Here is a 14,208-nt window from a genome sequence, read left to right as displayed (position 1 = left end):
AACCGGGTGGTGTCGTGAGCAATCCGGCATGACGTCGCCGGCGGTCGGGAAGACGTGTGCGGACCGTCCTTCCCCGACCGTTGGGAGCACAGCATGACAGGCGACGACTTCGTGATCGACGTGAGCCGGATCCGGGACGAGGCCCGGCAGAAGATGGCCGAGGGCGCGGTGACGAGCACGTACGGCCTGGACACCGGGAAAGTGATCGCGGTCCTGAACGACGTGGTCGCCACCGAGGTGGTCTGCTGGCTGCGGTACACCCGGCACGCGATCTCGGCCACGGGCATCGACCGTGCCCAGGTGGCGGCGGAGTTCACCGAGCACGCCGCCGAGGAGATGCAGCACGCCCTGCGGGCCGCCGAGCGGATCGCCCAGCTCGGCGGTGAACCGGACTTCGACCCCGCCACACTCGCCCGGCGCGCCCACACCGACTACACCGCGCCGGACGAGAAGGACCTGAAGGCGATGCTGGAGCACAACCTGCTGGCCGAGCGGATCGTCATCTCCACCTACCAGGAGATCGCCCGCTGGCTCGGTGACCACGACCCCACCACCCGGCGCCTCATCGAATCCATCCTCGAAGAGGAGGAGGAACACGCGGATGATCTCACCGACCTCCTCGCTTCCTGACCTTCCAGCCGCCGCCATGAGGCCGCTGTACCGGTGGCCGGGACGCAGCCGTCCTTGCCGCCCTCAACTGCTGCGCGACATCCTGCGGCCGCCACGATGACGGGCTGCCTGCTCGAGGGACGCCATCGCGGTCGGCCCCGTGGAACGCGGCGGTCGACCCGTACCCGGGCTTTGCGGCGTACGGATGGGACACCGAGCAGACGAGGGCGGGCCCGGTCCGATGGGCCGGCACCGAAGGGACAGGGGCGTACGCCTCTAAGGCGGGGCGGACGACACGAGCGCGTCGACCGCAGCCGCCGGCCCGGCGCGGGGTGTGTCGTGCCGGGCCGGCCGCCTGTCGCCGGGATAGTCGTTCGTGCAGCATCAATGGGCCCGGGGCGCCGGTCCGGTCGCTCCCGCCCCCATGTACCCGACCCGATGCCGGCGGAACGATGGACGACAAGCAGCCCGGCCCCGTGAAGAAGATCGTGGACGCCCTCACCGAGGCGGTACGCGACGAGGACCGGTCGCCGGCCAGGGCGCCCGGCGCGCCGAGCAGCAAGCCGCCGAAGCCGGCGGAGCCGACCGAGCCGAGGGCTCCGCTGCCCCCGAAGCCGGACCAGAAGGCGCCTCTGCCGCTGTCGGCCACCGGCCGTGACACCGGCGTGCCGGCCGACGCGGCGGCGCAGAACGGCGGCTACCTGACCACCGCACTGGGAGCGCGGCTGCCGGACTCGGACCACTCGCTGAAGGCCGGTCCGCGCGGCCCGGTGCTGCTGCAGGACCACCACCTGCGGGAGAAGATCACGCACTTCGACCACGAGCGGATCCCGGAGCGGGTCGTGCACGCCCGGGGCGCGGCGGCTCACGGTGTCTTCCTCGGGTACGGCGCCGCGGGCGCGGTGACCAAGGCGGCGTTCCTGGCCGAGGGGGTGGAGACGCCGGTGTTCGTGCGGTTCTCCACGGTGCTGGGGTCGCGGGGCTCGGCCGACACGGTGCGGGACACCCGCGGTTTTGCGACGAAGTTCTACACCGGCCAGGGTGTCTTCGACCTGGTGGGCAACAACATCCCTGTGTTCTTCATCCAGGACGCGATCAAGTTCCCCGACGTCATTCACGCGGGCAAGCCGCATCCGGACCGGGAGATCCCGCAGGCGCAGAGCGCGCACGACACGTTCTGGGACTTCGTCTCGCTGCACACCGAGGCGACCCACCACACCATCTGGAACATGTCCGACCGGGGCATCCCGCGCTCCTACCGGATGATGGAGGGCTTCGGGGTCCACACCTTCCGCCTCGTCAACGCCGAGGGCGCGAGCACGCTGGTGAAGTTCCACTGGAAGCCGAAGCTGGGCGTGCACTCCCTGGTGTGGGAGGAGGCGCAGCTGAATGGACCCGGACTTCCACCGCCGCGACCTGGCCGATGCCATCGAGGCGGGCAACTTCCCGCAGTGGGAGCTCGGCATCCAGACCTTCCCCGACACTCCCGAGCAGATGTTCGAGGGGATCGACCTGCTCGATCCGACGAAGTTCGTCCCCGAGGAGCTCGCCCCGGTGCGGCCGATCGGGCTGATGACTCTCAACGCGAATCCCACGAACTACTTCGCCGAGACCGAGCAGGTCGCCTTCCACCCCGGTCACTTGGTGCCCGGGATCGACATCACCGACGACCCGCTGCTCTCCGGCCGCCTCTTCTCCTACCTCGACACGCAGATCACCCGCCTGGGCGGACCGAACTTCGCCCAGATCCCGATCAACCGCACCCATGCCCCCGTCAACGACATGCTGCGCGACGGCTTCCACCAGGACGCCGTGCACAGCGGTGTCGCTCCGTACAAGCCGAACTTGCTGGACGGCGGCTGCCCGTTCTTCGCCGGTGCCGGCGAGCACGCCTTCGTCGAGTACCCGACCCCGGTCGCAGCCTCGGCGAAGGTGCGTGAGGCGCCCGCCTCGTTCGCCGACCACTTCAGCCAGCCACGCCTGATCTGGCTCAGCCTGAGCCCGGTGGAGCGCGAACACGTCATCGCCGCCTACACCTTCGAACTGTCCAAGGTCTACGAGCGGGCGATCAAGGAACGGGTCCTGACCGTGCTGGCGCACATCGACGAAGCGCTGTGCCGCGAGGTCGCCTCGGGCCTGGGCCTGCCGGCACCGACCGCCACGGCCAAGGCCGACACCGCCGCCAGTGCGGCCCTGTCTCAGCTGGGGCAGCGCTGGCCGGCGACGGGCCGCGTGCTCGGCATCATCACCGGCGCCGGCAGCGACCCCGGGGCGGTGCGGGCGATGCGTGACGCCGCCCTGGCCGCAGGGCTGTCGCCGTTGATCAGCGGCCCCACGGGGGCGCCGCTGGCCGATGACCTCGGCGTGCAGCGGACCTTCGCCGCCGCCCGGTCCGTCGAGTTCGACGCGCTGCTGGTGGCCGACGCTCCTGCGCCGGGCGCCGGGCGCCGACGACCGCGGCGCGCGGGACGCCAAGTCCGGTGCGGTCGCGGGCGGCCAGCCGGTACTCGACTCCCGGATCGCCTTGCTGATCAACGAGGCCTACCGGCACGCGAAGCCGATCGCCGGCCTCGCGGATGCCCGCGCACTGTGGGCGGCGGCGGGCGTCGACCCGCAGGCCCCCGGCGTTCTCACCGAGCCCGAGGCCGCCAGGGCCGTCTCGGCCCTGGCGGAGCAGTTGGGCACGCACCGGGTCTGGGAACGCTTCCCGGCAGGCGCGCACTGAGCCTTCCGTCCGCCCGGGGCCGGTTGAAGCAGTCGCTTCGGCCGGCCCCGGGGCAACGTCGGCGCTGCTGACGACGCCGTGAGGAAACGCGCGGCCCGTAGGTCCGTTTCGCGCACCAGGGTGTGGACACACGCCCGAAAGAGCGTCGATGCGACCCCGGCGAGGAGTGATGATGAAGGCCCTGACCTGGCACGGCAGGCGAGATGTCCGTGTCGACAGCGTTTCCGATCCGGCGATCAAGGATCCAACCGATGTGATCATCAAGGTGACCACCAGCGGACTGTGCGGGTCCGATCTCCACCTCTACGAGGTGCTGGGCCCCTTCCTCGACGTCGGCGACATCCTCGGCCACGAGCCCATGGGCATCGTCGAGGGGGTCGGACCCGAAGTCACTGCCGTAACCGTGGGTGACCGGGTGGTGATCCCGTTCAACGTCTCCTGCGGGACCTGCCACACCTGCGAGCAGGGACTCCACTCGCAGTGCGAGACCACGCAGGCGCGGGAGTACGGCAGTGGCGCCTCGCTGTTCGGCTACACCAAGCTCTACGGGCAGGTCCCGGGCGGCCAGGCCGAGCTGCTGCGCGTCCCGTTCGGGAACAACCTGCCGATCAAGGTGCCGCACGGCCCCGAGGACGACCGCTTCGTCTTCCTCTCCGACGTGCTGCCCACCGCCTGGCAGGCCGTCGAGTACGCCGCCGTCCCCGAGGGCGGCAGCCTCGTCGTCCTGGGCCTGGGGCCGATCGGTGACATGAGCTGCCGAATCGCCCTGCACCGCGGCGCATCCCAGGTCATCGGCGTCGACCTGGTCCCCGAGCGTCTGGAGCGCGCCCGCGGCCGGGGCGTCCAGGTCCTGGATCTCGACAAGCACGGTAAGGGCCTCGCTGACACGATCCGTGAACTGACCGGCGGACGCGGCCCGGACGCCGTCATCGACGCGGTGGGCATGGAGGCCCACGGCTCACCCGGCGCGAAGCTCGCCGCGCAAGCCACCAACCTGCTGCCGAGTGCCGTCGCCGCGAAGCTGATGGAACACGTCGGCGTCGATCGCCTCCATGCCCTGTACCTCGCCATCGACATCGTGCGGCGCGGCGGCACGATCTCCCTGTCCGGCGTCTACGGCGGCCAGACCGACCCGCTTCCCCTGCTCACCATGTTCGACAAGCAGATCCAGCTGCGCATGGGCCAGGCCAACGTGCACCGCTGGGCCGGCGACATCCTCCCGCTGCTCACCGACGACGACCCGCTCGGCGTCGACACCTTCGCCACCCACCACGTCCCGCTCGACGACGCCCCTGCGGCGTACGAGATGTTCCAGAAGAAGCGGAACGGCGCGGTGAAGGTGCTCTTCAAGCCCTGAGCCGCCATGCCGGCCGGCCCGTGCCGAACCTACGACGACCGCTCCGGAAACCCGGGAGTCCACCATGACCGCACCACCGCACCGCTTCGCGGGCCGCACCGCCCTGGTCACCGGCTCGTCCCGGGGGCTCGGCCTGCTCGTCGCCCGGGAACTGGCCCGCCACGGCGCCCGTGTGATGCTCTGCGCCCGCGACCCGGAGCCCCTGCGCCGAGCAGAGCGGCGCCTGCGAGCAGAGGGACACGAGGTCGCCTCGTGCAACTGCGACGTCACCGACCCCGACGCCCCGAGCCGGCTCCTCCGAGCGGTGCGCGAACGCTTCGGACCGCTCGACATCCTCGTCAACAACGCCGGGATCATCCAGGTCGGCCCCCTGGAAGCCCTGCGTGAACAGGATTTCCGCCAGGCCATGGAGACCATGTACTTCGCGCCGCTGCGCCTCACCCTGGCGGCACTGCCCGACCTGAGGGCCAGCAGCGCCGCAACAGTGGTGACCGTCTCGTCGGTCGGCGGGCGGATCCCCGCACCCCACCTGCTCCCGTACGCGGCAGCCAAGTTCGCCGCCGCGGGATTCTCCCAGGGCCTGCGCGCGGAACTCGCGGGCACAGGCATCAGCGTCACCACCGTCCTGCCCGGCCTGATGCGCACCGGATCGCACACCGCGGCGCGCTTCCACGGCCGTCCCGGGGCCGAGTACAGGTGGTTCGCTGCCGCCGCCAGCCTGCCGCTGCTGTCCATGGACGCCGAGCGGGCGGCCCGCGCGATCGTGCGGGCAGCCGAGCGGCGCCGTCCCGAACTGGTTCTCACGCCCGCGGCGAAGCTCGGTGTCCGGGTGCAGGGCCTGGCGCCCGCCACCACCGCCCGGCTGCTCGCACGCGTCGCCCGGATCATGCCCGGCGCCGGGGACCAGCCGCGTCACGACGTCGAGGGCGCCGACGCGGCCGAGTCGTCGGGCCTGCCCGCATGGGTCACCGCCCTCGGCGACCGGGCCGGCGCCCGGTTCGCCGAACCCCGTCCGAACCCGAGGCCCTCCGCACCAGGCGCCCGAGGCGTCTCCGAACGTGCGACCCGCACACGGCGGGATACCGGCGGAGCAGGCACGGGCGCGGCTTCCGCCACCTGACGCCCGACGGCGCCCCGGTCAACGGAGAAGAGCCGACTCGGCCCGCAGACGCCCTGTCCGTCATGAGGCCCCGCGTCGGCGGTCGGTGGCTCAGCCTTCGACGCCGGTGGAGGTGTGGGCGGCGCCGACCGGCTTCGACTCGGGTGATCCGCGTTGGCGGAGCTAGAGGGAGAGGATCGCCGCGGAGGGCGTTGGCTTCGGTCAGGCCGCGGCGAAGACGGAGACCAGCGTGTCGTTGAAGGCAGGCAGGTCATCGGGCTTGCGACTGCTCACGAGGACGTTGGGTCCGTCGGTGCACACCGTGACCTGTTCGTCGGCCCAGTGCGCCCCCGCGTTGACCAGGTCGGTGCGCAGGCTCGGCCAGGAGGTGAGGTTGCGCCCGCGGACCACGTCGGCCTCGATCAGCGTCCACGGGGCGTGGCAGATGGCGGCTACCGGCTTCCCGCTGTCGAAGAACGACTTGGTGAAGGTGACCGCGTCCGGGTTCATTCGCAGGGCGTCGGGATTGGCGACGCCGCCCGGCAGCACGAGTGCGTCGTAGTCGTCCACGGAGGCGTCGGCGACCACGGCGTCGACCTTGAAGGTGTCGCTGCGGTCGAGGTGGTTGAACGCCTGGATGCTGCCGCTGCTGGTGGACACCAGACGCGGGGTGCCGCCCGCCTCCTGGACGGCCTGCCAGGGCTCGGTGAGCTCGACCTGTTCCACACCCTCGGTCGCGACAAGAAAAGCGACAGTCCTTCCCTGCAACGTGACCACGTCGGGCTCCTGTTCTCCTGACCAAGCAGGGGGCGGTCGGTGATGTAGGGCGGCCGCTTGTGGCGGGTCGGCCACGTCCCGCCGAGCACCTGCGCACCCGTTGACGGGGCTCACCCACTGAACGCTCCCACGCTGGCACAGCCCTCCGCTGCCCGCCTTCGGTGAGAGCCGATGGACGGACGGGTCCGGCCGCGTGCGGGCTTCCTCATCCGCAGCCCCCGTCGCGATGTCCTTCGTCCCAGTCTGCCCTCCGAATGCCCCCGGGACCATGACGCCGGCCCGGACGGGCCGGAGGGCCCCGAGTGCGTACAGGCTTGCGCGGCAGAGGAGTTGGGTCCGCTGGTGCTGCCGGTCCCGACCTGGCGCGAGTCGGTGGCCGCGCTGGGTTCCGCTCCGGACGGATCCGTGGTGGGAGTAGCGGGTGCTGCACGCGAGGCTCTGCCCGGCGAGGGGGCCGCCTGGTGTGACGTGTTGTGCTCTGTGGGCGTGTTTTGGCCCTCATGTCATGTTGTCTGGACCTTTGCTTGGACGTGTTGGGGGTGTTCGGCCCCCTGCGCGCGGGCCGGCGTCCGCGACGGCTCCCGGATCCTGCCGAGCCTGATCGACGCGGGCCCCGCTGCCGAGTCCGGCCGCGGCATGGCGCTGGTCCACCACCTCACCGGCGGCCACTGGGGTCACCCCGGAGCCCTACGGCAAGACCGTCCACGCCGACCTGCGCGCCCGTTCGACAGCAGCCGGCTGACTTCCGCCGCGCGCGTTCCAGGCCGCCTTCGCGTGCCTGCGCCCGGCCGAGCCCCTCGGCTCCTGCCTTCCTCGTTCCGGCCACGCCGGGGGAGTTGCGCTGTTCAAGCCTGCGTACTGTTCGGCTAGCACCGGTGGTAGTTGTAGGTATGGAGGAAGTCGGCCAGGGGTTCAGTGCGTTCGGCATTGCTGGAGTACGGGCGCACATACGCCCACTCGTCGAGCAGAGTGGGATTCAGGCGCTCAACCTTGCCGTTCGTCTGCGAGCGATACGGGAGCGTGTGCTTGTGGACGATCCCGGTGGCGTTGAGCGTCTGAGCGACCGGTCGGGCCGACGTCGTGGCCGCTGCCGGCGACGACGACCACGGTGCCGGTGAGGCGGGGGCGGTCATCGCTTCTGTCGGCCCTCCCAGTCCAGGCGCAGGACGGCGAGGTCGTCGGTGTGCCGACCGGCGTTGAGGGTGTGGGTCTCCTTGATGAGGAGGTCGACGTGGGTGGCCGGGTCACAGGGCGGCAGGTTGCCGATCAGTGTGAGCAGGCCTTCGACGCCGAGCCGTGTGCCGGTGGTGCCGTTGTGGCCTTCGGTGAGGCCGTCGGTGTAGATGGTCAGGGATCCGCTGGGCGGTAGCGGGACGGTGGTGTGGGGCCAGTTGCGCAGGCCGGGGAGGATGCCGAGGGCGATGCCGTGGGCGGCGGCGACCTCGCGGGTGCCCTCGGTGGTGGTCAGGAGAGGTTCGTGGTGGCCGGCGAGGTGGAGGGTGGCCGTCGCGGCGTTCTGGTCGAGGGTGAGGAGGGTGCAGGTGGCGAACATGGAGAGGTTGCCGCGTTCGGCGACCAGGATGCGTTCCATCAGGTGGAGGAGGTCCTCGCCGCGGTGGCCGCCGAGGATCAGCGAGCGCCACGCGATGCGCAGCAGGACGCCGAGGGCGGCGGCGTCGGGGCCGTGTCCGCTGACGTCGCCGACGACGGCGTGGAGGAGGCCGTCGTCGTCGACGACGTCGAGGAAGTCGCCGCCGAGCAGGGCTCGGGCGCCGCCGGGCAGGTAGCGGCTGGTGACGGTGACGGTGGAGGTGTCGAGGATCGGTGGGGGCAGCAGGCCGCGTTGCAGGCGCGCGTTCTCCTCGGCGCGCAGCTGGGTGGCCTGGGCCTCGATGCCGGCGCGTTCGGTGCGACTGCGGTAGACGGCGTAGCGCACGCTGCGGCTCAACAGGTCGGCTTCGACCTTGCCCTTGACGAGGTAGTCCTGGGCGCCGGCGGCCATGGCGTCGGCACCCGCCCGCGCTTCGGACAGGCCGGTGAGGACGATCACGGCGGTGTGGGGGGCGAGGGTGCGCACGGCGGTGACTGCGGCTGTTCCCGCGGCGTCGGGCAGGTGCAGGTCGAGCAGGATGCAGTCGACGCGTGCGGTGGCGAGGGCGGTGCGGGCCTGCGCGAGGGTGGGGCGGACGGTCAGCTCGACGTGCAGGCCGGTGTCGTGGAGGAGCTCCTCCACGAGGAGGGCGTCGGCGGCGTCGTCCTCGATCAGGAGGATGCGGTAGAGCGACTCGTCGGCGGTGGCCGCGGGTACGGCGGCTGCGGTGACGGTCACGCCGCGGCCTCCCCGGTGTGCTCGGCGGGCGGGAGGACTTCCGGTGGGTGGGGAGCGAGGGTGAAGTGGATGCGCGCGCCGCCGTGGTGGTCGGGGTCGACATGGATGGTGCCGCCGTGGAACTCGACGATCTTCTTGCACATGGCCAGGCCGATGCCGCTACCGGAATAGGCGTCCTTGGTGTGCAGGCGCTGGAAGATCACGAAGACCGTCTCGGCGTATTCCGGTGCGATGCCGATGCCGTTGTCGGTCACCGAGAACCGCCACGACCCGTCGTCGTCGCCGTGGTCGTCGCGTTCGGCGGTGATGTGGATGCGGGGGGCCTGGTCGGGGCGGCGGAACTTGACGGCGTTGCCGATCAGGTTCTGCCAGAGCATGCCCATCTGGGTGGGGTCGGCGGCAAGGGTCGGCAGCGGGTCGTGGGTGATGTGCGCGTCCGCCTCCTCGATGGGGACGCTCAGCGCGGCCAGGGTCTGTTCGAGGACCTGCTCCAGGTCGACGTCCTGGTGGGTGTGGTGGAGGCGTCCCACGCGGGAGAAGTCCAGCAGGTCGTTGATGAGGGTCTGCATGCGGTTCGCGCCGTCGACCGCGAAGGCGATGTACTGGTCCGCCTTGGCGTCCAGTTGCCCGCCGTAGCGGCGCTGGAGGAGCTGGGTGAAACTGGAGACCTTGCGCAGCGGCTCCTGCAGGTCGTGGGAGGCCACGTAGGCGAACTGTTCCAGCTCGGTGTTGGACCGCTGGAGGTCCGCGGCCTGGGCGTCCAGGCGGGTGCGGGCCTCCTCGGTGAACGCCAGCTCACGCACCAGGCGCCGGCGCATGAGGTCGATCTCGGCGCCGAGCAGCCGCAGGTCGGCGGGGCCGGTAGGGGTGATGGGGTGGTCGAAGTCGCCGCCGGCGACGGTGCGGGCGTCGGTCCCGAGGCGTTCCAGGGGAGTGGTGATACCGCGGCGCAGCCCTTCGAAGACCAGGACGGTCAGGACGGCGACAAGTGCGGCGATCGCGGTGAACAGCCCGTTCCTGAGCCGTGTGACGCCGGCCAGGTCCTCGCGTGCCCGCGCGCGCTCCGCGGTCAGCCTGCCCTGCTGGTCGCGCAGGGCGGCGCGCAGTTCGTCGAAGGCGGCTTTGCTCTCGGCCGCGCGTTCGGCGGCCAGCTGCACGGGCGCGCCGGGAGGCTGGGCGGCGATCGGCCGGGCGATCCGGTCCTGCCATCGCGATATCGCCGCCCGGACCGTCGAGAGGTCCGCGAGCGCGGCCTCGTCCCCCTCCAGCAGCTGCGAGAGCCGGTCGGTGTGGGTGGTCTGGTCGGTGAGGCCCTGCCGGTAGGGCTCCAGGAACTCCGGGTTGCCGGTGAGCCCGTAGCCGCGAATACCGGTCTCCTGGTTGAGGACGGCCGACTCCAGGCGGAACGAGGTGGTGACGGCGGGCGACTTCTTGTCCACGAGGCCGTCGCTGATCTCGGCGGTGCGGTCCAGCACCCACGCCCCGCTCACGCCGAGTACGCCCAGGACCGCCAGCGAGACACAGGCCCCGACACGCAGCCACAACCTGGTCGTCCACCCGGTGTGCCCGCCTGCACGGTGAGTCCCCTCATCGCCGGTCATCGTCTGAAACCCTCCACTGAGACAGCCGCCGCCCAAGAGGCGCAGCGCACACTGTAGAGGGTCGTTGACAATGTTTGTTGTCGCGGGGTCCTGCGGCGGCCTAAAGTGCGGGTGTGCCTGGCAAGAACTTCGTCCTGCGGACCACCCAGCACCAGACGGCGGCGGTCGCGGACGCGGCGGTGGGCCGGCTGGCGCGAAGGCTTGCACTGGAACTGCTGGAGGACCCCTCGCTGGCCGCTACCGGCGGGCCGGCGGGCGCACTGAGCCTGCTGCACGTCCTGGACCACCTCCAGCACGCCACCGAGCGCCTCCAGTACGAAGCCGCCCTGACGGCCGCGCGGGCGGGCGCGGGTTACCCGCAGCTGGGAGCAGCGTGCGGCATGACCCGTCAGGGCGCACGGCGCCGCTGGCCGGGACTCTTCGACCGATCCGACAAGAAACCTGCGGAGCAACCTGTGATGACCACCAGCCCTGGCCGGGCCGTCGACGTCCTGCTTGTCGAGGACGACGTGGCCGATGCCATGCTCATCGAGGAGGCCCTCAGCGAGCGGGGTACCCGCAACCTCGTTCAGGTCACGGACGGAGTCGCCGCGCTGGAGCACCTGCGCGACCCCGCGAGCGCGCGCCCGGACCTGATCGTCCTCGACCTCAACATGCCCCGCATGAACGGCCGTGACCTGCTGAAGGTCCTGAAGAGCGACGAGGACCTGCGGACCATTCCGGTGGTCGTCCTCACCACCTCCTCGGCGCCCGACGACGTCACCGGCGCGTACAGCAGCCACGCCAACGCCTACGTCACCAAGCCCGTCAACCTGGCGGACTTCGAGCAGGCCGTCCAGAGCATCGACGCCTTCTACGTCGACACCGCCACCCGGCCGCCCCGACGCTGACCTCGCGGACGCACCCCTTCGGAGTCAGCCAGTCCGGCGGCAATTCGGCGAAGACCGGCTGCCGGAGATGCAGTCACCGTTGAGCGCATCACGGACCGGTGTGCGCGGATCGGTGTCCGCGAAGGCTCCCGCATTCCGCTCTGCCTGATCGACGCCGGCCCCGCCGCCGAGTGCGGCCGCGGCACGGCCCTGGTCCACCATCTCACCGGCGGCCAGTGGGGCGCCGCACCCGAGCCGGAGTAGGTGCCGCCTTCGGGGTATGCCCGGGTCTGCTCGATGGCTTCGTCGCGCAGGCCGTGGTCGGTCATGAGCGGCGGTCGTGGTCAGGAAGGAGCCCATTCCTCCTCACCGTCACGCCGCTCCTCGAGGGCGTCGAGGTGGGACCGAGCCTCCTGAGTACGGCCGCGCGACACCCCCTGAGGGGGTGTCCGCCGCCGTACACGCTGCCTAGGTCGCGTATTCAATTCTGATCAATCGGTGGCTCGGGCGAGGTCCTTGAGCCAGATCATCGAGCCGCGGAGATGCAGGCCGGCGAGGTAGCTCGCGGGGGTTTTGTCGTACCTCGTGGCGATGCCGCGCCACGTCTTGAGTCTGTTGATCAGGCGTTCGACGGTGTTCCGCTCCTTGTAGAGACCGGCGTCGTGCCCCACGGGCCGCCCGCCCCTGCTGCCTCTGCGCTTGCGGTGGGCGGCTTGGTCCCGCTTCTCCGGGATGACGGCTTTGATACCGCGCGAACGCGGTCCAGACCGTGGGAGAGGGCCGCCAGCCGGTCCCGGACCTGGTCCAGCCCGAGCAACTGCTCGATCCCCGGACGGCTTGTGGCCGGGCCCAGCTCCGCGAACTCCGCGATGAGCTGGGCCGCCGCCACCCGCGAGGAATCGATCCGCGCCTGCTGAGCCGCCAGCTCGGCCTTCTGGCGGCCCATCAGTAATTCCATGCCGATCTCCGGTGGAACGGCACGGAGTCCACCCTGAACCGGCCACGGCCGGAATCGTACAAGTTGGCCCCCTGTGCGCGAGTTGAACGGTTTGGGAGGCTCGCCGCATGTGTATCTCGTCCACATTCCACTCACCGCCCTCGGGCCGGGTGCCGAGCTTCCGGCCGAGCTCGCTGCACTGCTGCTCTCCGGGACGGCGCCGCCGAAGGAGCTGGAACACATCTCGGTGCACCGGCACGGCCACGCCGGCCCGGTAGTCGGGCTGTACCTGGTCGCCCCCACCCTGGAGCACGCCGAGGCCGAGGCGGCTGCCTTCGTCCGGCGCGCCCTCGACGAACTGCCCGCACTGCCCGCACTGCCCGCACTGCGCGGCTGGACGGCCGGGCAGGCCGCGGCCCCGCTGGTCGCAGCGCTCTACGAGCGGCTGATAGCGTCCCCGACCGGCCCTGGCCGATTCGGTCCAGGACCCCTTCCGTCCACCTGACAGGCCTTCCAGGCGGACTGGGCGGCGACGAAGCTTGTGCGTGCCGCCGGGGAACACCGACCCGGAGGACAGCACCGGTTGACGGGCCACCGCGGGGCGCGCAGCCGGTGAACCACCGCCATCCCTACTCTCCTGAAGGACACCCCACATGCTGCGTATCCGTCTCGTCCGGGCCGCCGCGGTCGCCTCGCTCGCCCTCGCCGCCGTGGCGGCCGTAGGCCCCCAGGTGGTCGACACCGACCGGCGCGCTTCCACCGGCACCACCGTCGCAGCCGCCGCTCCGGCGCCGCAGCTCGACAACATCATCTGGGAGTAGCCGCCCGGCGACTCCGCCGCGCCGCCCCGCGCCGCGCACCGTCAACTCCGCGCACCTCGCGTCGCGTATCGCCCACCGTCAACGCCGCACCAACAGCCCGCGTCGACCTCTCCCGGGTCCGGGGCCCCTTTCTCCGGCCGCCCGGCGGTTCCGCACGCCTTGGAGCAGGCCTCCACCCCACGACCCAGCCATGGAGCACACGTATGTCCGTCTCGACCCGTCCCGCCGTCCGCGCCGCCTCCGTCCTGCTCGCCGCCGGTCTGTCCGCCCTCGCCCTGGGCGCCGCCCCGGTGCACGCCCAGCCGACCACGAACGCGCCGTCGGACGCCCCGTCAGGCACCGCGTCGGGCGCCCCCATACCCGGCGCCGGCGACAAGGGCAGCCCGGGGCAGGGGTCACCCGACCCGGGCAAGGCGCAGGACGCACCCGCCGCCGGCCCGTTGACCCGGGCGGCCGCCCCGCAGGTCAGCCGCTCCGAGGCGACCGCCCGGGCCAACTCGTGGGTGTCGCTGGGCCTCGACTACAGCTGGTCCACGTACCACAACGGCTATCGCCAGGACTGCTCCGGTTTTGTCTCGATGGCCTGGAAGCTGGGCACGCCCGGCCTGGACACCACCAGCTTCATCCCCGCGGGCGTCGCGTCGAAGATCTCCAAGGAGGAACTCAGGCCCGGCGACGCGCTCCTCAACGAAGCCGCCGGCGCCCTGGGCCATGTCGTCCTGTTCGACCGCTGGGCCGACACCGCCCACAGCGCCTACGTGGGCTACGAGTTCAGCGGGAGCGGCGTCCACCACCGGACGATTCCCTATCCCTATTTTCCCGGCTCCATCCCCGCAGGCACCAGCTACAAGCCGGTCCGCAACAACAGCATCGTCGACGACCTGACGGCCCCGGCCCCGACCCCCACCCCCTCGGGTACGTCGCCGGCTGCGGCGACCGTGTACAACCCGGAGACCGGGACGACGGAGGCCTTCGCCGTCGGGGCCGACGGGATCATGGCTCACACCTACAGTACCGGCGGCGGTGCGTGGGCGGCCTGGAGCACGCTGGACCCGTCGTTCCGGTTCACGGGTAGTGCGAGTGC

Annotated in this window: 10 protein-coding genes and 3 pseudogenes; 8 read left to right on the top strand and 5 right to left on the bottom strand. The window is 71.4% G+C overall.

Annotated elements, in window-relative coordinates; genetic code table 11:
- Positions 1-93: 93 nt before the first annotated feature.
- From IF01_RS0138640 to IF01_RS0138625, 4 genes and pseudogenes are all read left to right on the top strand, one after another.
- Positions 94-630, top strand: coding sequence for a ferritin-like domain-containing protein (locus IF01_RS0138640; protein ID WP_030398325.1), 537 nt, complete (start codon positions 94-96; stop codon positions 628-630).
- 431 nt (positions 631-1,061) lie between these two features.
- Positions 1,062-3,334: pseudogene (locus IF01_RS43055) on the top strand (catalase).
- 172 nt (positions 3,335-3,506) lie between these two features.
- Positions 3,507-4,691, top strand: coding sequence for an alcohol dehydrogenase catalytic domain-containing protein (locus tag IF01_RS0138630; protein WP_030398324.1), 1,185 nt, complete (start codon positions 3,507-3,509; stop codon positions 4,689-4,691).
- A 64-nt stretch (positions 4,692-4,755) separates the two neighbouring features.
- Positions 4,756-5,811, top strand: coding sequence for an SDR family NAD(P)-dependent oxidoreductase (locus IF01_RS0138625; protein WP_063764415.1), 1,056 nt, complete (start codon positions 4,756-4,758; stop codon positions 5,809-5,811).
- 201 nt (positions 5,812-6,012) lie between these two features.
- Here IF01_RS0138625 and IF01_RS0138620 read toward each other — a convergent pair whose 3' ends face one another.
- The 4 genes and pseudogenes from IF01_RS0138620 to IF01_RS0138610 form a co-directional block, all read right to left on the bottom strand.
- Positions 6,013-6,567, bottom strand: coding sequence for a type 1 glutamine amidotransferase domain-containing protein (locus IF01_RS0138620; protein WP_030398322.1), 555 nt, complete (start codon positions 6,565-6,567; stop codon positions 6,013-6,015).
- A gap of 869 nt (positions 6,568-7,436) precedes the next feature.
- Positions 7,437-7,640, bottom strand: a pseudogene (locus tag IF01_RS46435) (integrase core domain-containing protein); the annotation flags it as partial.
- Positions 7,641-7,696: 56 nt separating this feature from the next.
- Positions 7,697-8,896 carry a PP2C family protein-serine/threonine phosphatase gene (locus IF01_RS0138615; RefSeq protein ID WP_030398321.1) on the bottom strand — a complete coding sequence of 400 codons (1,200 nt, stop codon included), beginning with the start codon at positions 8,894-8,896 and terminating at the stop codon, positions 7,697-7,699.
- The gene (locus IF01_RS0138610; RefSeq protein WP_030398320.1) at positions 8,893-10,497 is read right to left on the bottom strand and encodes a sensor histidine kinase; all 1,605 of its coding nucleotides are present in this window, start codon (positions 10,495-10,497) and stop codon (positions 8,893-8,895) included. The genes IF01_RS0138615 and IF01_RS0138610 overlap by 4 nt, the downstream gene beginning before the upstream one ends.
- Positions 10,498-10,610: 113 nt before the next feature.
- Here IF01_RS0138610 and IF01_RS43050 point away from each other — a divergent pair, with 113 nt between their 5' ends.
- Entirely contained in the window at positions 10,611-11,387 is a 777-nt protein-coding gene (locus IF01_RS43050; protein WP_030398319.1) for a response regulator, read from the top strand.
- Positions 11,388-11,857: 470 nt separating this feature from the next.
- On the opposite strand, the pseudogene IF01_RS43045 reads toward IF01_RS43050, so the two are convergent.
- Positions 11,858-12,136 (bottom strand): annotated as a pseudogene (locus IF01_RS43045) (IS5/IS1182 family transposase); the annotation flags it as partial.
- Positions 12,137-12,433: 297 nt separating this feature from the next.
- Between IF01_RS43045 and IF01_RS44715 the strand changes: the two are divergent.
- From IF01_RS44715 to IF01_RS44710, 3 genes are all read left to right on the top strand, one after another.
- Positions 12,434-12,808, top strand: coding sequence for a hypothetical protein (locus IF01_RS44715; protein ID WP_051757058.1), 375 nt, complete (start codon positions 12,434-12,436; stop codon positions 12,806-12,808).
- Positions 12,809-12,956: 148 nt separating this feature from the next.
- Positions 12,957-13,124 carry a hypothetical protein gene (locus IF01_RS48755; RefSeq protein ID WP_157855469.1) on the top strand — a complete coding sequence of 56 codons (168 nt, stop codon included), beginning with the start codon at positions 12,957-12,959 and terminating at the stop codon, positions 13,122-13,124.
- A 203-nt stretch (positions 13,125-13,327) separates the two neighbouring features.
- Positions 13,328-14,208: NlpC/P60 family protein (locus tag IF01_RS44710; RefSeq protein ID WP_510991315.1), on the top strand; the 881-nt coding region annotated here is incomplete at its 3' end.

Source organism: Kitasatospora purpeofusca, from assembly GCF_000718025.1.
In the GTDB taxonomy this organism is placed as follows: Bacteria; Actinomycetota; Actinomycetes; order Streptomycetales; family Streptomycetaceae; genus Kitasatospora; species Kitasatospora purpeofusca.
Note: the sequence above shows the minus strand (reverse complement) of the source record. Positions and strands in the feature narration are given on the sequence as shown.